The sequence below is a fragment of the Pseudomonas sp. SWRI22 genome, from assembly GCF_014268395.2.
GTDB lineage: Bacteria > Pseudomonadota > Gammaproteobacteria > Pseudomonadales > Pseudomonadaceae > Aquipseudomonas > Aquipseudomonas paracarnis.
Genome location: NZ_JABWQK020000003.1, coordinates 569,088 through 591,157, shown reverse-complemented (window position 1 = coordinate 591,157; position 22,070 = coordinate 569,088). Strand labels below are relative to the sequence as shown.

At 56.5% G+C, this 22,070-nt stretch carries 17 protein-coding genes, 1 other RNA gene and 1 pseudogene; 7 read left to right on the top strand and 12 right to left on the bottom strand.

Annotation, left to right across the window (positions count from 1 at the left end):
- Positions 1-9: 9 nt before the first annotated feature.
- Positions 10-1,926: a molecular chaperone DnaK gene (gene dnaK, locus HU730_RS25740; RefSeq protein WP_014719959.1), complete on the bottom strand. Its 1,917-nt coding sequence runs from the start codon at positions 1,924-1,926 to the stop codon at positions 10-12.
- Between the two features lie 102 nt (positions 1,927-2,028).
- Positions 2,029-2,589, bottom strand: coding sequence for a nucleotide exchange factor GrpE (grpE, locus tag HU730_RS25735; RefSeq protein WP_034126999.1), 561 nt, complete (start codon positions 2,587-2,589; stop codon positions 2,029-2,031).
- 254 nt (positions 2,590-2,843) lie between these two features.
- Here grpE and recN point away from each other — a divergent pair, with 254 nt between their 5' ends.
- Positions 2,844-4,517: a DNA repair protein RecN gene (gene recN, locus HU730_RS25730; RefSeq protein WP_186527608.1), complete on the top strand. Its 1,674-nt coding sequence runs from the start codon at positions 2,844-2,846 to the stop codon at positions 4,515-4,517.
- An 85-nt stretch (positions 4,518-4,602) separates the two neighbouring features.
- Here recN and fur read toward each other — a convergent pair whose 3' ends face one another.
- A complete protein-coding gene (fur, locus tag HU730_RS25725) occupies positions 4,603-5,007 on the bottom strand; it encodes a ferric iron uptake transcriptional regulator (protein ID WP_003194220.1) in 405 nt (134 codons plus the stop codon).
- A gap of 98 nt (positions 5,008-5,105) precedes the next feature.
- Between fur and HU730_RS25720 the strand changes: the two genes are divergently transcribed.
- Positions 5,106-5,633 (top strand): outer membrane protein assembly factor BamE, encoded by a 528-nt coding sequence (locus HU730_RS25720; protein ID WP_034126997.1) that lies wholly within the window; start codon positions 5,106-5,108, stop codon positions 5,631-5,633.
- A gap of 305 nt (positions 5,634-5,938) precedes the next feature.
- Here HU730_RS25720 and HU730_RS25715 read toward each other — a convergent pair whose 3' ends face one another.
- Positions 5,939-6,241, bottom strand: coding sequence for an RnfH family protein (locus HU730_RS25715; RefSeq protein WP_034126996.1), 303 nt, complete (start codon positions 6,239-6,241; stop codon positions 5,939-5,941).
- Positions 6,234-6,668, bottom strand: coding sequence for a type II toxin-antitoxin system RatA family toxin (locus tag HU730_RS25710; protein WP_003194226.1), 435 nt, complete (start codon positions 6,666-6,668; stop codon positions 6,234-6,236). The genes HU730_RS25715 and HU730_RS25710 overlap by 8 nt, the downstream gene beginning before the upstream one ends.
- Positions 6,669-6,835: 167 nt before the next feature.
- Here HU730_RS25710 and smpB point away from each other — a divergent pair, with 167 nt between their 5' ends.
- Positions 6,836-7,318 carry an SsrA-binding protein SmpB gene (smpB, locus tag HU730_RS25705; RefSeq protein WP_014719962.1) on the top strand — a complete coding sequence of 161 codons (483 nt, stop codon included), beginning with the start codon at positions 6,836-6,838 and terminating at the stop codon, positions 7,316-7,318.
- Positions 7,319-7,345: 27 nt separating this feature from the next.
- Here smpB and HU730_RS25700 read toward each other — a convergent pair whose 3' ends face one another.
- Positions 7,346-8,113: an FCD domain-containing protein gene (locus tag HU730_RS25700; RefSeq protein WP_014719963.1), complete on the bottom strand. Its 768-nt coding sequence runs from the start codon at positions 8,111-8,113 to the stop codon at positions 7,346-7,348.
- 251 nt (positions 8,114-8,364) lie between these two features.
- Here HU730_RS25700 and HU730_RS25695 point away from each other — a divergent pair, with 251 nt between their 5' ends.
- The 4 genes from HU730_RS25695 (at position 8,365) to ssrA (ending at position 13,846) form a co-directional block, all read left to right on the top strand.
- Positions 8,365-10,059, top strand: a complete 1,695-nt coding sequence (locus HU730_RS25695; RefSeq protein ID WP_186527607.1) for a lactate permease LctP family transporter — start codon at positions 8,365-8,367, stop codon at positions 10,057-10,059.
- A 70-nt stretch (positions 10,060-10,129) separates the two neighbouring features.
- On the top strand, positions 10,130-12,940 hold the full coding sequence (locus HU730_RS25690) for an FAD-binding and (Fe-S)-binding domain-containing protein (protein WP_186527606.1): 2,811 nt from the start codon (positions 10,130-10,132) through the stop codon (positions 12,938-12,940).
- Between the two features lie 136 nt (positions 12,941-13,076).
- Positions 13,077-13,355, top strand: coding sequence for a hypothetical protein (locus tag HU730_RS25685; protein ID WP_003194233.1), 279 nt, complete (start codon positions 13,077-13,079; stop codon positions 13,353-13,355).
- Between the two features lie 94 nt (positions 13,356-13,449).
- Positions 13,450-13,846, top strand: a transfer-messenger RNA (tmRNA) gene (ssrA, locus tag HU730_RS25680).
- A 9-nt stretch (positions 13,847-13,855) separates the two neighbouring features.
- Here ssrA and HU730_RS25675 read toward each other — a convergent pair.
- From HU730_RS25675 to HU730_RS25650, 6 genes and pseudogenes are all read right to left on the bottom strand, one after another.
- Complete coding sequence (locus tag HU730_RS25675) at positions 13,856-14,026, bottom strand: P-loop NTPase fold protein (RefSeq protein ID WP_254914224.1); 171 nt, start codon at positions 14,024-14,026, stop codon at positions 13,856-13,858.
- 468 nt (positions 14,027-14,494) lie between these two features.
- A complete protein-coding gene (locus HU730_RS25670; protein WP_186527605.1) occupies positions 14,495-15,661 on the bottom strand; it encodes a GIY-YIG nuclease family protein in 1,167 nt (388 codons plus the stop codon).
- A complete protein-coding gene (locus tag HU730_RS25665) occupies positions 15,658-16,215 on the bottom strand; it encodes a hypothetical protein (RefSeq protein ID WP_186527604.1) in 558 nt (185 codons plus the stop codon). The genes HU730_RS25670 and HU730_RS25665 overlap by 4 nt, the downstream gene beginning before the upstream one ends.
- A gap of 73 nt (positions 16,216-16,288) precedes the next feature.
- Complete coding sequence (locus HU730_RS25660) at positions 16,289-18,454, bottom strand: DEAD/DEAH box helicase (RefSeq protein ID WP_186527603.1); 2,166 nt, start codon at positions 18,452-18,454, stop codon at positions 16,289-16,291.
- A pseudogene (locus HU730_RS25655) lies at positions 18,451-18,609 on the bottom strand (DUF1016 domain-containing protein); the annotation flags it as partial. The pseudogene HU730_RS25655 and the gene HU730_RS25660, both read right to left, overlap by 4 nt.
- Positions 18,610-18,722: 113 nt before the next feature.
- The gene (locus HU730_RS25650) at positions 18,723-21,572 is read right to left on the bottom strand and encodes a DNA methyltransferase (protein WP_186527602.1); all 2,850 of its coding nucleotides are present in this window, start codon (positions 21,570-21,572) and stop codon (positions 18,723-18,725) included.
- Positions 21,573-22,070: the final 498 nt, after the last annotated feature.

Here is a 22,070-nt window from a genome sequence, read left to right as displayed (position 1 = left end):
GGCGACAACTTACTTGTTGTCTTTAACTTCTTCGAACTCGGCATCGACAACATCGTCGTGCTTGGCTTCAGGCTCTGCTTGTTGCGCAGCGCCGTCAGCCGGCTGGCCTTGCTCGGCGTACATTTTCTGAGCAACTGGCGCGGAGACTTTCGACAGTTCCTCAACCTTGGCTTCGATGGCAGCCTTGTCGTCGCCTTTAATAGCGGCTTCCAGGGCAACCACTGCTGCTTCGATTGCAGTTTTCTCTTCGTCGGTCACTTTGTCGCCAGCATCAGCGATCATTTTGCGAGTCGAGTGAACCAGCGCGTCACCCTGGTTACGGGCGCCTGCCAACTCTTCGAACTTCTTGTCAGCTTCAGCATTGGTTTCAGCATCACGGATCATCTGTTGAATTTCTTCATCAGACAGGCCGGAGTTGGCCTTGATGGTGATCTTCTGCTCTTTGCCGGTGGCCTTGTCTTTCGCGCCGACGTGCAGGATGCCGTTGGCGTCGATGTCGAAGGTCACTTCGATTTGTGGCACGCCACGTGGTGCTGGTGGAATCTCAGCCAGGTCGAACTTGCCCAGGGACTTGTTCTGTGCGGCTTGCTTACGCTCGCCCTGCAGCACGTGGATAGTCACGGCGCCCTGGTTGTCATCGGCAGTCGAGAACACCTGGGATTTCTTGGTAGGAATCGTGGTGTTTTTCTCGATCAGCGCAGTCATCACGCCACCCATGGTTTCGATACCCAGAGTCAGCGGGCTTACGTCCAGCAGCAGCACATCTTTCACGTCACCGGCCAGTACGGCACCCTGGATGGCAGCACCCATGGCAACGGCTTCGTCCGGGTTCACGTCTTTACGGGCTTCTTTGCCGAAGAACTCGGTGACCAGCTTCTGAACCAGTGGCATACGGGTCTGACCGCCCACCAGGATCACGTCGTTGATCGAGCCAACGTCGATACCGGAGTCTTTCAGCGCGATGCGGCAAGGCTCGATGGTGCGCTGAACCAGGTCTTCAACCAGTGCTTCGAGCTTGGAACGCGAGATCTTCACGTTCAAGTGCTTAGGACCGGTAGCGTCTGCAGTGATGTACGGCAGGTTCACGTCAGTCGACTGAGCGGAAGACAGTTCGATCTTGGCTTTTTCAGCGGCTTCTTTCAGGCGCTGCATGGCCAGCGGGTCGCCCTTGAGGTTCATGCCGCTTTCTTTCTTGAATTCGTCAACGAGGTAGTCGATCAGACGAATGTCAAAGTCTTCACCACCCAGGAAGGTGTCACCGTTGGTGGCCAACACTTCGAACTGGTGCTCGCCGTCAACTTCTGCGATCTCGATCACGGAGACGTCGAACGTACCGCCACCCAGGTCGTAAACGATCACGGTGTGGTCGCCCTTGGCCTTGTCCATACCGTAAGCCAGCGCGGCTGCGGTTGGTTCGTTGATGATACGTTTTACATCCAGGCCCGCGATGCGGCCGGCGTCTTTGGTGGCCTGACGCTGGCTGTCGTTGAAGTAGGCAGGAACGGTGATCACCGCTTCAGTCACTGCTTCACCGAGGTAGTCTTCGGCGGTCTTCTTCATCTTTTTCAAGATTTCAGCCGAGATTTGCGGCGGCGACATTTTCTGGCCGTTCACTTCAACCCAGGCGTCACCGTTGTCGGCCTTGGCGATTTTGTAAGGCACCATCTTGATGTCTTTCTGTACGACTTCTTCGTCGAACTTACGACCGATCAGACGCTTTACCGCGTACAGGGTGTTATGCGGGTTGGTCACCGCCTGACGCTTGGCCGATTGACCGACGAGGATTTCACCGTCGTTGGCGTAAGCGATGATCGACGGAGTGGTACGTGCGCCTTCGGCGTTTTCAATAACTTTTGCAACGCCGTTTTCCAGCACGGAGACGCAGGAGTTGGTGGTCCCCAGGTCGATACCGATAATTTTGCCCATGATTTACTCTCCCGAAACTTGAATTTGGTTGCCGCAGCAGTTTTGGCTAACTGCGGTAGCACTTAAACGCTTGACTTATAAATGGGGGCCTTGCGGCGAATTTCAAGCCTGCTCATCAATAGAAGGTGCAACGGGTGAAGGAGCCTTGCTCACCACCACCATTGCCGGACGCATCAGGCGACCGTTGAGCTGGTAGCCCTTCTGGAACACCTTGATGACGCTATTGGGTTCCAGGTCATGGCTTTCCTGCATGGCCATGGCTTGGTGATGTTCAGCATTGAACGGCTCGCCGGCTTGCGGATCGATCGCTTCCAACTGATAACGCTTCAGGGTGTCCTGGAACATTTTCAGGGTCAGCTCGATGCCTTCGCGCATTGGGCGGATGTTTTCATCGTCCGGGTTGGACAACTCAAGACCACGCTCCAGGCTGTCGATGATCGGCAGCAGGTCACCGGCGAATTTTTCCAGCGCGAACTTGTGAGCCTTCTCTACATCCTGCTCGGCACGGCGGCGGACGTTCTGCAGATCGGCGGCAACACGCAACGATTGATCCTGCGCAGCGGCCAATTGCTCTTCGAGCACTTGCACACGAGTCGCCAGTTCATCACCGGCAGCCGAATTGGCGTCTGGAGTTTGCGTATCCTGCGTCTGTTCGTCAGCCATAGATTTCTCCTTTCAAAATCATGCGCGAACTCAACTCGCGCTTCTGCTCCGGTATATGGGGCCACAATTTTCAGGTTCAAGGGCGCAGGCGTTACCAAAAGTCTTTCGATTGACCTGGATCATTTCCTTCTCGCTCATTCCACATCGCGCTAAAAAAATTCGAGACTCAAGCAAATCGAGCTAAGCGTCAGGATTGTCAGGCCTGAACAAAACACTGTATAAATAACCAGACCTAAAGCCTGGGAGCGGCCGTCATGCTCGTGCACCTGTCTGTACATAACTACGCCATCGTTGAACATCTGGATCTTGAACTGGATCGCGGGATGAGCGTAATCACAGGCGAAACCGGCGCCGGCAAGTCGATCATGCTCGACGCCCTCGGCCTGACGCTTGGCGACCGCGCCGACAGTGGCGTGGTACGCCCTGGCTCCGACAAGGCCGACATCCTGGCCACCTTCGACCTGGCGGACATCCCCGAAGCCGAAGCATGGCTGGCCGAGCGCGACCTTAATAATGAAGGCCCCTGCATTCTGCGCCGGGTGATCACCGCCGAGGGGCGCTCCCGCGGCTATATCAACGGCACGCCTTGCCCACTGGGCGACCTGAAAGCCCTGGGCGAATTGCTGATCGATATCCACAGCCAGCACGAACACCAATCCCTGCTGAAAACCGATACCCACCGTCGCCTGCTCGATGAGTACGCCGGCGCCACCGATCTTTCCCGGCAAGTTCAACTGGCCGCCCAACGCTGGCGCCAGACACGCCAGGAACTGGAACGCCTCTACAACTCCGGCGACGAACAACGCGCCCGCCACCAGTTGCTCAGCTACCAATTGGAAGAGCTCGAAAGCCTTGGCCTGGGTGAGACAGAGCTGGAGCAACTTGAGCAGGAACACAAGAACCTTACCAACGCCGAAACCTTGCTGGGCATCTGCCGCCAAGTGGTCGAGCAATGCAGCGAGAGCGACTCCGGCAATGTGCTCAACGCACTGACCGCCAGCCTCAACCGCCTGTCCAGTGTGAACAATGCTTCCGGCTCACTGAGCGAAGCGACCACCCTGCTGACCAGCGCACAGATCCAGGTCGAGGAAGCCGTGGGCGAACTCAATCGCTTCCTGGACCATTTCGACGCCGACCCAGCTCGCCTGCAGGAAATAGAAGAGCGCCTGGACACTATTTATACCCTGGCTCGCAAGCATCGAATCCAGCCGACTGAAGTTGCAACCATGCAGCAGAAACTGCTGGATGAAATCGAAACACTCAACGCGAACGACGAATCCATCGAACGACTGGGCGAGGAGCTCGCTTCGTTTGCCCGTCATTATCAGGAAAAGGCCCGGGAGCTGAGCGCTCTGCGCCAGCAGGCAGCGACTAGCCTGGCAAGCGCCGTTGAACTGGAAATACAACGCCTGGGCATGCCAGGCGGGCGCTTCACCATCGAGCTGCATCCCAACGCCAGCCAAGAATTGCAGCCCCATGGGCTGGAGCACGTCGAACTGCTGGTCAGTGCCAACCCCGGGCAACCGCTCAAGGCCCTGGCCAAAGTGGCCTCCGGCGGCGAACTCTCGCGGATCAGCCTGGCGATCCAAGTGATTACCGCCCAGACCTCACGCGTCCCCACCCTGGTATTCGATGAAGTGGATGTGGGCATTGGCGGGCCAACCGCAGAAATTGTTGGCCAATTGCTGCGTCGCCTGGGGGATCGCGGCCAGGTGCTTACGGTGACCCACTTGCCGCAAGTGGCAGCCCAAGGGCATCAGCACCTGTTTGTGCATAAGGTGCGCGGTAGCGACGCGACACACACCGCCGTCTCCAAGCTGAACAAGTCGGAACGGGTGGAAGAAGTGGCGCGGATGCTCGGCGGTATCGACTTGACCAAGGAGTCCTTGGCTCACGCGAAAAAAATGGTGGTGGCCGCGAAGGCTTGAAGCGACATTTTCCACTCTATAGAAAGCACGAAGGCGACCCGAGGGTCGCCTTCAATCGTTTCGCAAAGCAAAACTGCGTCGATTTTTACTTTTTCTTACGGATGTACAACACGAGATTATGGTCGACCAAATCGAACCCATGCTCTTCAGCAATCTTGTGCTGCAGCGCTTCGATTTCAGGGCTGGTGAACTCGATAACCTCATTGGTATCCAGGTCAACCATGTGGTCATGGTGACCACCGTCAGCCAATTCAAACACCGCATGACCGCCGTCGAAATTATGACGAACCACCAGCCCTGCGGCTTCAAACTGGGTCAGTACACGGTAGACCGTGGCCAGGCCGACGTCCTCGTTAGACTCCATCAGCGCCTTGTAAACATCTTCGGCACTCATGTGGCGCTGCTCAGCAGAATCGAGCATTTGTAGAATCTTGACTCGTGGCAGAGTCACTTTGAGACCGGCTTTGCGTAGTTCGCTATTTTCAACCATGGTTAGCTTTCTCGCGGATGCTGCTTCGCAGCTTCTCTTAATACGGGTATGATCGGCGTTTACGTTGTCCCAGCCAAGATAGTGGAAGTCGCCCACCGATGCAAAACACCAAGCTCTTGCTAACCAGTTTCACCTTTGTGGGACTGCTCGCACTCGCCGGTTGTTCATTCCCCGGGGTTTACAAAATCGACATCCAGCAGGGCAATGTCGTCACGCAGGACATGATAGACCAGTTACGCCCGGGAATGACCCGACGGCAAGTACGGTTTATCATGGGTAATCCCCTGCTGACCGACACTTTCCATGCCGATCGCTGGGATTATCTCTACAGCCTGCAGCCGGGTGGCGGTGAACGCCAGCAGGAGCGCGTCAGTGTCATCTTCAATGGCAATGACCAGCTCGTGAGCCTGTCCGGTGACTTCATGCCCGGCGTAAGCCGCGATGAAGCCTTGCTGGGCAAGGACAGCGGCACCAACGTGACCGCACCTGCGCAAGAAGCCGAAAAACCGAAATCCGAGGTACCGGCCAAGCCAGGTTCGTTGCTGGACACCATCCAGAAAGACATCGACAACGTGGAAACCGTGCCCGTCCCGACGCCTCAGCCTCTGGACACCAGCCCGCAATAATTTTGCGCTCGATAAAAAGCCCGGCATGCCGGGCTTTTTGTTGCCTGCCATCTACATAGGCATCTACATAACCTTGGTGCGACGCTGAACCTGTGGGAGCTGGCTTGCCTGCGAAAGCAATCTGACAGTCGACCAGGATCCTGGATCAGATCGAGTACATATCCGCTATCGGAACCGCCCCCTTCCACATTTGGATCGCGGGCATCAGGTAGATATGCGCTGGCTATCAGGGCGTCATCGCAGGCAAGCCAGCTCCCACAGTTGGATCGCGGCGCTCCAGATAGCTAGGCTGCCATTTGGCAAGCTCAAGAGTTCGCTTGCCTGGCCAATGCCGCCTTGGCCGCACGCAACCTGCGCACCTCTTTAGGGTCGGCCAGCAAAGGCCGGTAGATCTCAATACGGTCGCCCGCTTGTACGAAACGCGTCCCGGCATCCGCGACAACCTTGCCAAATATACCCACCGGGCAATCAGCCAGATCAACATCAGGAAAATGGGCCGCCATTCCCGACGCTCGCACCGCCTCGCGCAAACTAGTGCCTTCAGCCACCTTTACCCCCAGCAACACCTGGCGATCCTCGGCGGCGAACACCACCTCAATCTCAACCATGCAGTTGCTTGGCGCGCTGACAGAACGCGTCCACCAGGGTATTGGCTGCCTGATTGAACAAAGGCCCCAACGTCGCACGAACAATCGGCCCGGCATAATCAAACGAAAGATCCAGGCTGATCTTGCAGGCCTTGTCCGTCAGCGCCTTGAACACCCACACACCGTGCAGTTGGGTGAACGGCCCTTCCTGCAGGTTCATTTCGATGGATTGGCCCGGCACTAGCACATTGCGCGTCACAAAATGCTGGCTGAGGCCGCCCTTGGCCACCCCCACACTGGCAACCATGTGCTCGTCACTGCTCTCCAGAACCTCGGCTGTCGAGCACCAAGGCAGAAACTCCGGGTAACGCGCCACGTCGTTGACCAGGTCATAGAGCGCCTGCGCCGGATAGGGCAACAGGGCCGAACGTTGAATATGCGTCGTCATGTGAGCGTTACTTCCACTGCTTAAGGCAAACATCGCGAAAGAACAGCCCAATCCGCGAGAGAAAAAAACCAAAGAACTGCCCGCATTGTCCGGGATTCGTCCAACTCGCTCAAGCACACAGGTTGACCGTAGCCGACACGCTCGCAACTCCCTATAATGCCGCCCCTATGGCTAAACAAAAGAAACACCCCACAGGGACCATCGCGCAAAATAAAAAAGCGCGACACGATTACTTCATCGAACATCGGTTCGAGGCTGGTCTGGTCCTGGCCGGCTGGGAAGTAAAAAGTCTGCGTGCCAGCAAACTGCAGCTGGTCGACAGTTATGTGCTGCTCAAGGATGGCGAGGCATGGCTGCTTGGCAGTCATATCACTCCACTGACCACCGCGAGCACCCACGTGATTGCCGACCCGGTGCGTACGCGCAAGTTGTTGCTCAATGCCCGCGAGCTCGAAAAACTCGCCGCAGCCGTGCAGCAAAAAGGCTACGCGTGCGTCTGCTTGTCCTGGTACTGGAGCAAGCACCTGGTCAAATGCGAGATCGCATTGGGCAAGGGCAAGAAGGAATACGACAAGCGCGACACCGAACGCGAGCGCGATTCCAATCGCGAGCTGCATCGCGCCGTGCGCAACAAAGGCAAGGAAGAGTAATCCTTGTGACGGTGTAGCCCAGGCGGGCTACATCCCTTTGCGTCGCTCCGCCCGAGCCACGCGTTGAACCTCCTGACGCACCTCCTCCAACACCTCCTGCACATACAGCAAATGCCGTGTCGAGACTTCGCGCGCTTGCTCCGCCCGCCCCTCGATGATGGCCAGGTACAAGTCCCGATGCTGATTGATCAGCATGTCGCGGGTCTCGGTACGCTGCTGGTACATGCCACCAATATTCGTCACTACGTTACGCTTGAGCAGGTCGAACAGCCCGCGAATGGTGTGCAGCAACACGGCGTTATGACTGGCCTCGGCAATCGCCAAGTGAAACCTTGCATCCGCAGCACCCTCCTCCACTCGGCTCACCTCGTCGGCGCGCGCATAGCAATCCTGCAACGCTTCAAACGCTGCGGTCAGCCGTTCACGGTCAACCTCCGTGGCGCGTAACGCCGCGTAGTAGGCACACGAAGCCTCAAGGGTCTGGCGAAACTCCAGCAGATCGCGCTGCGCTTCGGGATTGCTTTCCAACAAGTGCAGCAGCGGATCGCTGAAGGTCGAACCCAGGGAGTCCACCACATAGTTGCCACCGCCCTGGCGACTGACCAGCAACCCCTTGGCCGCCAGCTTCTGAATCGCCTCACGCAACGAAGGGCGCGACACACCAAAGCGCTCAGCCAACGCGCGCTCGGCCGGCAAGCGCTCGCCCGACTTCAGCGTGCCCTCGAGAATCATCCCCTCAAGCTGCTCGACAATATCGTCAGACAAACGGCGCTGACGCACCTGATCAAACCCCATAACTCACTCTCCGCCATCCCGACCACTCGCCGGGGCCCCTATTCTGGCCTATCGACGTGCCGGCAGCACCTATCAGAACGCCTTCAATTTCGCCGATCAGAACACCCCGCCTACCGACCTACGACCAAAGTTTCGCAGGCGGCAAATTGACACACCCCTGCCCTGGCTCTTACTCTAGCCCACAGCGATTGTAAATTGGTATTACCAATTACCCAAGCTCACCAAACAACAACAATCAGGGGCCACCCCATATGCAAACCTGGCAACAGCTTTACAGCCCACTCGGCAGCCTCGGCCTGTCCGCACTGGCCGCCGTCATTCCTATCGTATTCTTCTTCCTGGCGCTGGCCGTGTTCCGCCTCAAAGGCCATGTAGCCGGCAGCATCACCCTGGCCCTGTCGATCCTGGTCGCCATTTTCGCCTTCCAGATGCCGGTAGACATGGCGCTGGCTGCAGCCGGTTATGGCTTTGCCTACGGCCTGTGGCCCATCGCCTGGATCATCGTCGCAGCGGTATTCCTGTACAAATTGACGGTCAAGAGCGGCCAGTTCGAAATCATCCGCAGCTCCGTTTTGTCGATCACCGACGACCAGCGCTTGCAGGTGTTGCTGATCGGTTTTTGCTTTGGTGCCTTCCTGGAAGGTGCGGCCGGTTTTGGCGCGCCCGTGGCGATCACCGCCGCGCTGCTGGTAGGCCTGGGTTTCAACCCGCTGTACGCCGCCGGCTTATGCCTGATTGCCAATACCGCGCCCGTGGCTTTCGGCGCATTGGGCATTCCGATCATTGTCGCCGGCCAGGTCACCGGTATTGATGCGTTCAAGATTGGCGCCATGACCGGCCGCCAACTGCCGCTGCTGTCGCTGTTCGTGCCGTTCTGGCTGGTGTTCATGATGGACGGCCTGCGCGGCGTTCGCGAAACCTGGCCGGCAGCCTTGGTGGCGGGCTTTAGCTTTGCCGTCACCCAATATTTCACCTCGAACTTCATTGGCCCGGAACTGCCGGACATTACCTCGGCACTCGCCAGCCTGATTGCCCTGACGCTGTTCCTGAAAGTCTGGCAACCCAAGCGCACCGCAGGCGCACAAATTGCCGGCGCCACCTCCAGCGTAGCGGTCACCTCCAGCGCCGGCGGCTTCGGCTTGCCGCGCAACACCGTGGTTTCGCCCTACAGCCTGGGGCAAATCTTCAAGGCCTGGTCGCCGTTCCTGATCCTCACCGTACTGGTGACCATCTGGACCCTCAAACCCTTCAAGGCCCTGTTCGCCGCGGGCGGTTCGATGTACGGCTGGGTGTTCAATTTTGCGATCCCGCACCTGGATCAACTGGTGGTTAAAGTCGCGCCCATCGTGACCAACCCAACCGCCATCCCGGCCGTCTTCAAGCTGGATCCGATTTCTGCCACCGGCACTGCGATCTTCTTCTCGGCACTGGTCTCCATGCTGGTGTTGAAAATCGACGTCAAAACTGGTCTTACCACTTTAAAAGAGACCTTCTTTGAGTTGCGCTGGCCGATCCTGTCCATCGGCATGGTGCTGGCATTCGCCTTCGTCACCAACTACTCCGGCATGTCCTCGACCATGGCCCTGGTTCTGGCCGGCACCGGTGCTGCCTTCCCGTTCTTCTCGCCATTCCTTGGTTGGCTGGGAGTTTTCCTGACAGGCTCCGATACCTCATCCAACGCCCTGTTCAGCTCATTGCAAGCCACTACCGCGCACCAGATCGGCGTCAACGACACCCTACTGGTAGCGGCGAACACCAGCGGAGGCGTGACCGGCAAAATGATCTCGCCACAGTCGATCGCCGTGGCCTGCGCCGCCACCGGCCTGGTGGGCAAGGAATCCGACCTGTTCCGCTTTACCCTCAAGCACAGCCTGTTTTTTGCCACCATCGTCGGGCTGATCACCTTGGCGCAGGCGTACTGGTTCACCGGTATGCTGGTGCACTGAGGACTGCACGTAATAGGGTAAGAATCGACGCCGGGGCACCCTTCCGGCGTCTGCTATTTCTGGAGGACCGATGAGCCTGCCTGCTGCTTTTTTGAGCGACGTCGCACAACTGATCCCGCAAGATCGCCGCTTCGACGATCCACTTTCCACCCTCGCCTTCGGCACCGACGCCAGCTTCTACCGACTGATCCCACAGCTGGTGATCCGCGTGGAGTCAGAAGACGAAGTGGTAACTCTGCTGCAACTGGCCCAGCGCGACCGCGTACCGGTGACCTTCCGTGCCGCAGGCACCAGCCTCTCGGGCCAGGCCATCAGCGACTCGGTGCTGATCGTGCTGGGTGATAACTGGAACCACCGCGAAATTCGCGGGCAAGGCACCCAGATCCGCCTGCAACCGGGCGTGATCGGCGCCCAGGCCAACGCCTGGCTCGCACCGTTCGGACGCAAGATCGGGCCAGACCCCGCATCGATCAACGCCTGCAAAATTGGTGGCATCGTCGCCAACAACGCCAGTGGCATGTGCTGCGGCACGGCGCAAAACACCTACCACACCCTGGCGGGCATCCGCCTGGTACTGGCCGATGGCAGCCGCCTGGACACTGAAGATGCCGCCAGCGTGCAAGCCTTCCGCCAGTCACATGGCGCACTGCTTGAACGCCTGGCCTTATTGGGCCGCGAGACACGGGCAAATACTGAGCTGGCGGCAAAGATCCGCCACAAATACCGGCTGAAAAACACCACCGGCCTGTCACTCAATGCCTTGGTGGATTTCGATGACCCGCTGGATATCCTCAGCCACCTGCTGGTGGGCTCCGAGGGCACCCTGGGGTTTATCAGTGCGGTCACCTACGACACCGTGATCGATCACCCCAACAAAGCCTCGGCGCTGATCGTCTTCCCGGATGTCGAAACCTGCTGCACTGCAGTCACCGTGCTGAAAACCCAGCCAGTCTCCGCCGTTGAACTGCTGGACCGTCGCAGCATGCGCTCGGTGCAGGACAAACCGGGCATGCCTGCTTTCGTACAGCACCTATCGGAAAACGCCTGCGCACTATTGATCGAGTCCCGCGCCGCTTCGCCATCGCTGCTGCACGAACAACTGACGCGCATCATGGCGTCCCTGGCGGCGTTTCCCGTGGAGAAACAAGTCGACTTCACCGAAGACCCACTGGAAAACGCACGCCTGTGGGCCATCCGCAAGGACACCTTCCCGGCCGTGGGTGCGGTGCGCAAAACCGACACCACCGTGATCATCGAAGACGTGACCTTCCCGGTAGAACAACTGGCGATTGGCGTGAACCGCTTGATCGCACTGTTCGACAAACATCACTACGACGAAGCCATCCTTTTCGGACACGCCCTGGAAGGCAATCTGCACTTTGTGTTCACCCAAGGCTTCAACAGCAGCGAAGAAGTCGCACGCTATCAAGCGTTCATGGACGACGTCGCGCAACTGGTGGCCGTGGAGTTCGGTGGCTCGCTGAAGGCCGAACACGGCACCGGCCGCAATATGGCCCCTTTCGTCGAACTGGAATGGGGCAGCGACGCGTATCAACTGATGTGGCAGCTAAAGCGCCTGCTCGACCCCAACGGCATCCTCAACCCGGACGTCGTGCTCAGCGAAGACCCGCAGATCCACCTCAAGCACCTCAAGCCATTGCCCGCCGCCGATGAGCTTGTGGATAAGTGTATCGAGTGCGGGTTCTGCGAGCCGGTGTGCCCGTCAAAAGGCCTGACCCTGAGCCCGCGCCAGCGCATCGTGATCTGGCGCGACATCCAGGCCAAAAACCGCGCAGGCGTGGACACCACCGAACTGGAAGCGGCCTACCACTACCAGGGCATCGACACCTGCGCCGCCACTGGCTTATGCGCGCAACGTTGCCCTGTAGGCATCAATACCGGCGACCTGGTGAAAAAGCTGCGCAGCCGCGAGGCCAACCGTACGAAAACCGCTGACTGGCTCGCCAGCCATTTCGCCACCGCGCTGCAAGGTGCGCGCTTTACCCTGCACGTCGCCAACGGTGCGCGCATGCTGCTGGGTGCCCCACGGCTGGCCAAGCTCTCAAGCACGCTGACCAAGCTGTCCAAAGGGCAAATACCGCAGTGGACCAACGCCATGCCACAGCCCGAAAAAGCCATCCGCTTTAGCCCTGCAGTGAGGGACGCACGCCCGCGCGTGGTTTACCTGGCCGCCTGCGTCTCCCGCGCCATGGGCCCGGCAGCCGGCGATAAAGAGCAGATGTCGCTGTACGACAAAACCCGCCAGTTGCTGGAAAAAGCCGGCTACCAGGTAGTCTTCCCCGACAACCAGGACAGCCTCTGCTGCGGCCAACCCTTCGCGTCCAAAGGCTACGCCGAGCAGGCCGAACACAAACGCCAGGAACTGATCGGCGCCCTGCTCCACGCCAGCCGCGGCGGCCTCGACCCGATCTACTGCGACACCAGCCCCTGCACACTGCGCCTAGTGCAAGAATTGGGAGAAACGCGCCTGGACCTCTACGACCCCGTGCGCTTTATCCGCACCCACCTGATGGACCGCCTCGACTTCACACCCCAGGAAGCGCCCATCGCCGTGCACGTCACCTGCAGCACCCAACACCTGGGCGAGAGCCAGGCCCTGATCGAACTGGCGCGACGCTGCGCAAAAACCGTGGTGATCCCCGAAGGCATTCATTGCTGCGGCTTTGCCGGCGACAAAGGCTTCACCACCCCGGAACTCAACGCCCACGCCCTGCGCTCGCTCAAGGATGCCGTGCAATATTGCAGCGAAGGCATCTCCACCAGCCGCACCTGCGAGATCGGCCTGAGCCAACATGGCGGCATCGACTACCACGGCCTGGTCTACCTGGTAGACCGCGTCACCCGCGCCCGCGCCCACTGACCCGGCAAAAAAACCGAACCCTCGCGCGCCGGCGCAGTCATCTGCATAGGCCTCGACAAACGAGGCCCATCAGTGATGTCGCTGGCAGCGGTTGCACGCCAGCAGCGTCGAGCCCTTTTGCGCAAGGAGACACCCTATGAAGCGTTCCGCTCTTGCTGGCTTGTTCATGACCGCTGCGATGCTCGCCTCCCCCGCTTTCGCCGCCAGTGACAAAGACCTGTGCCAGATCAACCTGGACAAAATCAACAACGGCAAAGCCCTGCTCGCCACCGACACCAGCGGTAAAAGTGGCGAAATAGACACCGCCGTCTCCCAGGCCAAGGCCGCCCACGCCGCCGGTGATGAGAAAAAGTGCATCGAAATCACCTCCAAGGCCCTGCAAGACCTGCAGAACAGCGAGAAAGGCGGCCAGTAAGCGAGAGGGCCAACCTTCGGGTTGGCCTTCGCTGACGTTTTGGCGTACACTGCACAGGCTTGTCACTCACTAAGAAACAACGAGTTACAAGCACGGGGCCGTTTAGGATTCGACGCCGGTCGCGAAACTTTAGGTGCATGCCGAGTTGGTAACAGAACTCGTAAATCCACTGTTGCAACTTCTTATAGTTGCCAATGACGAAAACTACGGCCAGGAATTCGCTCTCGCTGCGTAAGCAGCCTTAGCCCTGAGCTTCTGGTACCTTCGGGTCCAGCAATCACCAGGGGATGTCTGTAAACCCAAAGTGATTGTCATATAGAACAGAATCGCCGTGCAGTACGTTGTGGACGAAGCGGCTAAAACTTACACAACTCGCCCAAAGCACCCTGCCCTTCGGGTCGCTGAGGGTTAACTTAATAGAAACGGCTACGCATGTAGTACCGACAGCGGAGTACTGGCGGACGGGGGTTCAAATCCCCCCGGCTCCACCACTTCAACATCTAAAGACGTCCACGGATGTCTTTTTTTGTGCCTGGAATCCAGGCGTCAAAACGAACGACGACGAACCCAGACGCTCCCTGAGGAGGGGTCAGTCCACGCTCGATCAGATTGAGCAGCGTGGACATCCCAGCACCCCAGGAACCGAACATGCCTACGGCAACCGGACGCATGGACGGATCACGGATGACGTCCACAACAAGATCGGCCACTTCTGAGTAATTCAGAAAGTCGTTTTTGTGTCGACATCAGCCCACATCTGAGCCTCCTTGCTTGCGGACCATCTTTTGCTTACGAGCTGGACTTAATGCCACAGACACGCAGCATCGCCGTCATAACCGCTATCATTCGTTAAAAAGCGATTCAATGCCATCATTTAGACATCCAGTGGATAACACCATTTCTATCAATCCATCGGGCCGTGTAGTCGCAGGCAAAAGCTCAGGAATTAGAAAATGTAGAGCACAACAAGCTGCAGCGCGAAAGCCGGACCTGCAGATATCGTGCATACCATACTGACATCGGCAGTACCGCCACTTGCAGTTTGCGTACGCTCAGAGGAGCTTCGGGATCAGATAAGATCGATATCGCGCACTCGCGCACGGCATCGATCTAATCATCGCGATACTTCATCAGTATCTTTAGTGGACGAGGCGAGCCGAGTGGGGATCATAGACCACGTCGATAACCGACCCATCCCGAATGCGCTCAACCGCTTCGTCAATTACATGGAGAGGTACTAAAAACCACTCCCTGGGCTTGACCGGATGGCCGAAGCGATCTTCGATGGTCAAGTCGAGCTGAGCCCCACCGAACAGACGGTGGAAGATGCTTTCTAGCCTAGTGCGATTCAGGTTATGCAGCTTGTAGGTGGCAACAACCTCCACGTCGGCCAGCAGATACGTCGCATCTTTTTGCGCGTTAGCAATGCGCGTCTCCACTCTGCCGCCGGTCACGCCGATCTTGTGGATCAGCTCGCGGTGCTCGGCGACAAATGGGTGGCTAGACAGGCTCCGCAGCACATAAATTGTCCCATTTTCAATATCGTCTGGCTCTGAAGCATTGCCAAACAAAGGTCCCATGTCCGGATCGGTTACTCGCCGACCGGTTTCATCTTTGTAAAGCGCCCGTTGGAGCGAACGACGCAACAAGTTGCTTTCCGTTCCGTTGGCGTAGATGACACGCAGGCGTGCATCGCTTTCGCCATTGGGCGCTTTGATGGTTTCGCCGATTTCCGCCACGTAGGCCAACTGGCCGCCGACGATGAAGTAGTTCCCCGACTCAATGCTGGCATCGCGACCAAAGCGCAAGGTTTTGCGAACTTCAGATTTCAGATCCCTTTCAGCCAGCTCGAACAACGGTTGAAATCTGTCAAAATCCGCACATGACGTACGGTCGGCGATTTCCTCAGCTGCACGTTTTTCAGCGCTGGAGCGCACATGACGAAGCACGCTGATGTCGTCCTGGTCGGCGGGTTCACCGCCAATACCAAGCTCGGTCAACAAGGCGTCTTCATCTAGGTCGTTCACATCCAGCGTTACGGCCCCGGTCAGGAGATTGGGGCCATCCAGCTCAGCCAGTAGTATTTGCGCGTCCGGTAATTTGCGTAGCTGATCCAGGCGTACAGCGTACAAACGCTCGAAAACATCACGGTCCTCACCATGCAGTGGCGCACGACCGTAGGTCTGATAAAAGCGCAAAATGTCCTCGAAACCAGCAATGATGCGTTCTTCACGAGGGGTTCGAGTGACTGTTTTGAGAGAGGGAATCTCTACCCCTAGAGCATCCAGTAGGTCGTCATCATTCATGTTAGCGCTCCATCTTTATCGGCTTCTTTTGTGGTGCCGAACGATTTGGAGGGTTCATATTCTTCAGGGTAGTAGCGAGAGAAGTAGTTTGCCGCATCCTGCTCAGCCCGGTCAGCAAACCTAGGGTTCTCCGGAAAAATGCTTGTAGGCATATACTTATTTAAAATGTTGCTCTTCTGTTTGTGCAGCCGTGTGCGCTCACTATCTATTTTTTGAGCGTACATGCTTCCATCAGCAACAGATTGCCACTTATTCTCGGCCTCAATAAATAAAAGTTCAAGATCTTTGAGCATCAACGAAAACGTTTTTAGACGATCCGCGTAGGGGAGTAAAGGGTAGATGACTGAGAGCACCTGCGAGCCTGCGATAATAGCCCCCCAGAGCACAGCCAGTTCTTTCCAGACAACCCAAGCACCGATACTTGCGCTAGAAGTTATTGCTATGACTGCTTTAATGAGGCGCTCTTTTGCCTCAGCTTCAAGCAAGAGCCGCTGAACAAAACCAATATTGAACTTCAACTCATGAAGTTCTTTCCAAAATCGTTCTTGCGCCATTTTTACACTCCCGACACCGACATCAATAAACCAGTCAAGCTGAAACAAGTCGCTAATAAGCTTTTCTGCTCGGCTATTTTTCGGTCTTTTTAGGCGCTGCTACTTTTGGCATAGTTGGTGTTTCCTTAGGTATCGGCAGCCCCTTTTGGCCTGCTAATGCCTGAGCACGATAACGTGTTAAAGCAACTACACCTTCGGCCATGCGCTTTTCCCAGCCGTCAGCGGAATTTATGTCTGGTACACGACCACGCTCGTGCTTGAACTGCAACGCACGCTTCGCCAGGTCGCGTGCTTCGTCTTCCGGGATGCTAACCTTCTTGGCAGAAATGCTGGCCTGGACTTGACGCAGGGATCTTTCATCCATCGCTTTCGCCAGCACAGCATAGGCCGCATCGAAGGGATTGATGCGATCGATTAAATCAATGTCCAGCTCGCGCACGTTAACGAACTTACGTACACCATCCAATAGCGCAGTACTGCCCTGCAATGCATCGCCACCGTTTACATCGAGCTGGCCCAAGGCCAACTTGGCCTGCTGAGTAATGTTCATGGCGGAGATGGCGTGCTGGCGGACAGCTTCCTGATCGACGTCGCTCAAGTCAGGGTAACGCTCACGTACGATCTTGCCCATGCGCAATTGGGTCAGCTCTTCGGGCAGGGTATTTTCCTTGTCGAAAAGGCCGCGTTCCAGCACGGTTTTGTCCTGCAGGAAGTTGGTCACTACTTCATTCAAATCTTCCTTGCAGATGCGCGTAGCTTCTGCGCTTTGCGGCGTGATCAGCCCCTTTATCTCGACATGGTACTGGCCCGTGGTTTCATTTACACCCAAGTTGGTGCCGCCTGGTTGATAACCATCAGGCCCATAAATGAAACCCTCTTTCGGTCCTGTATCTTTCGGTGTGAACTCATAACGCGGGGATAACACCTGTTCCATCAGCAAGCTGGCGGAAATGGCCTTGAGCATATCGTTCACCGCCTCAGCAACAGCGGCTTGATCGGCTGCGGGCTCTGCGATCAGGTTGGTGAAGCGTGAGCGCTCCTTACCCTCGGCATCACGCGTTGCACGGCCGATAATCTGAACAATTTCGGTCAGGCTGCTGCGGTAGCCAATGGTCAGTGCATGTTCACACCAGATCCAGTCAAAGCCTTCCTTCGCCATACCCAATGCGATAATCACATCCACGTGGTCGCGGTTGTTCTTCTGCGCCGGGTCCTTCAGCGCGCCGAGCACTTTGGAGCGTCTGGTCGCGTCACTATCATCCACCAGATCTGCAACTTTCAGCGTGCGACCGTCCTTGGCTTTGATGAGATGGAAGCCTGTGGCCGGGTCGACACCCTGCCAATCGCCCAGCGCACTCATGATCTCGTTGACCTCGCGCTCCTTGTCTTTGAGGCTTTCGCGGGCAGCAGGATGGGGAATATGTACGATGGTTTTCAGCGCTGGATCCAGCACCTTGGCGATAGCATCCACATACTTGCCGGTGTAGAAAAAATACCCGATATCCAGCGACTTGAGCCAACGGTAGCCATTGAGCTGTTCGTAGTAGGTGTACGTCACCGTCTCAAACCTACTTTCTTCCGCCGGGGCCAGCACGGCTTCGCTGTCACCACGGAAATAGGAGCCAGTCATGGCCACCACATGCACTTTATCGCGGCTGATAAACGCGCTTAGCTGGCCGCCCAACTTGTTATCCGGGTTGGCGGAAACGTGGTGAAACTCGTCGATAGCGATCAGGCGGTTGTCGAAGGCTTCGATACCCAACTCTTCCACGGCAAATCGGAAGGTAGCATGGGTGCAGACGAGTATTTTGTCGGGGCTTTTCAGGAAAGCGCGCACGGCCTCAACCTTGGATTTGACCACACGCAGCTCGTCGATGCCTGGGACATTACATAAGTTCCACTGCGGAGCCACTTGCCAATCCCAGTAAAAACCAAACTTGCTCAGCGGCTCATCGGCGAAGCTGCCGCCAATGGAGCGCTCCGGCACGACGATAATTGCCTGTTGCAAGCCTTGGTTATGCAGCTTGTCCAGCGCGATAAACATCAGGGCGCGGGACTTACCTGATGCAGGGGGTGACTTGATCAGCAGGTACTGTTCACCGCGCTTGGTATAGGCGCGCTCCTGCATGGTACGCATACCCAACTCATTGGCTTTGCTGGAAGCCCCGGTGTGCGCCGTGGTGATGGATACCGATGGCACGGTGTAAGTGTTAGTTGGGTTGTGGTTTTGTTCGGTCATTGCGATTCGTCGTCCATGGATGCGTCATCACTTGCCAGTTCGCGCTCGATCTGTTCGATGCTGGGCAGGCTGATTTGCAGCTCCGCCGGCAGGGACTCCACCAATTGGTATTCGGCCACACCGATAGGGCGAGCATTATCACGTAGCGCGTATTCGCGGTTTCCCCCCAGTGTGGCACGCTGCAGGGCATTATGAATGCGGCCTTTGAGGTCGATCAGGCAGCCGCCGCAGCCCTCGGAAGGCATGCTCAGACCAACAGGGTTGTAGTTCATGCCATTTTTCCTCGTGGCTTTTTCGGCGTGGCCTTCGCTGCGTTTGCCGCCATTTTGGTGTACAGCTCAAACAACTTTTCCAACCGTTCGGTGTCGTTCTTGAAACGGCGACCAATATAGATGCGCTCCAGTACTTCATCGTTGCGCTCGTGGGCGTGACGCAGGTTGTCCGGCATTCGGCTGACGCCATCGGTGACCTCATAGAGATCGGCGATGGTGGCGGGGAAGTGGGATTCCCGGGCTAGCAGGATGTCCCCGGCACAGCGACTCAGATCGGCCTTGTTCTGTTCGGTAAGCAGTGGAACTGGGAAAGTGTTCCAGCCGAGGGTATTGGAGTAACGGTAGTCAGTTTTCATCTTCCCACAGATTGTGGCGACCCAAACTAAATGCAGGCGGCTAGCTATGAGGGCCATGCACCAGCGAGGGGCATCATAGAAAGCGAATGCCTCTGTTACGATGGTCCCGCGTGGAAATAGAGATACAGGTAGATAATCACGCTGTTCCGAAGATGTTTTAGCGACAATCATTACAACTTCATCACCGGTCTGACGCACCTCTCCGAATTTGTATGGCGCATCCCCAAGCTTTTTCGTTGCAGCTCGATCACTTGACTGGCGTTTTTCTTGAACGCTCTCAAAACGAGAACGGAGCCAAATGTTGGCAAAAGCATTCTCGCGATCTGCTTGGCGTACCCAGATGCAGCGACGCTCGATACCATTAATGAACTCTTTCGTGCCTAATACCGGACGAATAAATTTCGCTTGCACTTCATGTTGCTTAATCGCTGACGTTGCATCATCAAAGCTCATCAGCAGGTGACCGCCGTCATTCGGCATGCTGCCGAAGCTCATTTCCGAAAGGTCACTTATTGGGGCCGAGCTAGGCGCAACAATGACATTCTTGGCAGGAACCAGGTAAGGGTTGATATTTTCAACATCTTTTACGGTGAGCGTACCTTCCTTCTCTGCAACAAATAGCCTCCGACTTTTACTAGCCTGATTCGAAAGGCCAACAATCACCACCGTCACACCTGCATTCTTTGCAGCCAGATTTTTCCACTTGAACGACGTGTGCGCGAACTCTATTTCGTACCCTTCCGCCAAAATCAGCGGCCACAAAACCGGAACCTGCTGACCTTGGCAAATCGAATTAGTTGCCACGAATGCAGTCGCAGTTTTCGTCTGTTTGCCGTAATCAACGGCCTTCATAAACCAACCAGCGACATAATCCAATGTTCCAAATGTGCTCGCGCGCTTTTCAAAGACAAACTTCAAGTCCGATTTACGACTTTCAGCTTCCTTCTTCAAACGCTCCTTTTGCTCGTTGCTCGCGTCTTTAGGCGGCTTGACGTTTGAGCCAGCGTACGGTGGATTGCCGCAGATGTATGTTTCGCCACCTTCATTCTCGAAGTCTATCTCCGCCTGATTCAGCGGTGTGTCGAATAAATCATCAGCCAGTATCTTCACCCCTGTACCGGTTGGTGGGCAGATACTTAGCCAGTCCAAGCGGAGAGCATTGCCGCACACAATCCAGTTCTGCGAGTCCAATGGCAGAAACTCGGCCAGTGCATCTTGCTGACCGCGATACAATACGTCGCACTGAAATTCGGCAATGATAAGTGCCAGGCGAGCAATTTCTGCCGGAAAGTCTCGTAGCTCGATGCCGCGAAAACTGGTCAACGGGATTTCCGATTTATTGTTGGCCTCGCCTCGACGGCGATTGATTTCCGCCTCGATCTCGCGCATTTGTTTGTAGGCGATAACCAGAAAGTTGCCGGAACCGCAGGCCGGATCAAAGACGCGAATATGTGCCATACGCTTGCGCAGGTTCAGCAGCTTCGTTTTATTGTCGCCAGCTGCGGTCAGTTGCGCGCGCAGATCATCCAAGAACAGTGGGTTCAAAACCTTCAGGATGTTGGGTACGCTGGTGTAGTGCATACCCAATGCGCCGCGCTCTTCATCATCGGCCACGGCCTGGATCATGCTGCCGAAGATGTCTGGATTGATTTTTTGCCAGTTCAGATTGCCAGCGTGCAGCAGGTAAGTGCGCGCCATGCGTGTGAAGCGCGGTACCTCGGTACTGCCGGAAAACAGGCCGCCATTCACGTAGGGGAAGCTATTGGCCCAGCTGGGCAAGCGAGGCTGAACAGTGGCTCGCTCGGCCAACTTGATGTTCATTGCGCGGAAAATTTCTGACAGCACCTGATGCGTGTTGGAGCCATCGCGTTCACTGTACTGCTCAAGCGTTTTGGTAAACAGACCATCGCCATTAAAAATGTCGGTGTCTTCAGCAAAAAAACAGAACACCAACCGCGCCATAAAGTGGTTCATGTCGGTGCGGCGCTCGGCTTTGGCCCATTCCGGGTTCTCGTTCAGCAACTCGACGTATAGTTTATTCAGGCGGCTGGTAGCGCGCACGTCGATGGGGTTGTCCTTGATCTCCTTAATGGTGGAGATACCGGCCAAGGGCAACAGGAAGCCGAAATGGTTGGGAAAGTCCGGGTAGTCGCAGGCGATGGTTTCACCCGTAATGAGCTCTTCGGACTCCAGCGTTTGCCCGTCTGTGGCAAGGATGAACTTTGCTTTGGCCTTTGTGGTAGCCGGGCTGGCGCGCAATGCCTTGAGCGTTTCGCCCACGCTACCAGATTCGCATGCGGCGATATGAATGTTATTGCGCAGTAGCACGCCGCCAGGCACGTCGGAAGCGTTGTTGTTGCCGGCACGCAAGCGTTTGAGGGCTGTTTCCTTATTGCCAAAAGCGGCCAGGAAGACAAACGGAAATTCCACCGCATCAAAGGGCTCAAGGGCCAGGTCCGAAATAGCGGACTCAATTTCTACTGCATTCATGATTTACCACTGTCCAGATCGCATATGAACGAGTACGGCGAATTAAGCCGTTAATTTTGCGGATGATGACTAGGTCACTTGAGTGCTTCAACCTTCGTGCCGGCCACGGCCTGACATGATAACCCGATAGCCTCGAACAAGGTCGTATCGCGTATGGCGACAGCGGAACTACTAGAGCGGCGATGACCGCATTGCAGCTGGATCACAGCAGTGACAGAAGAAAAACCCATTTCTGAAATTTAGTGGGGATAGCACGTTTGGGCTATGCGCAGAGGGCAGTTCACTGCCAATCAGGGTAACGAAGCGTGCTGGTCAGATTGAATGAAAATGGGTGGCCAAGTGGAGTGCAGTATTCCAATTGGTATTCCAACAAAAATAAAAATCGATATTAATCTTATAAATCAATAGCATACTAAGCGGATTCAAATCACCCCGGCCCAAACGAACGAAAAAAAATGTCTATGGACGTCTTTTTCGTGCCTGAAGTCCAGTAAATAC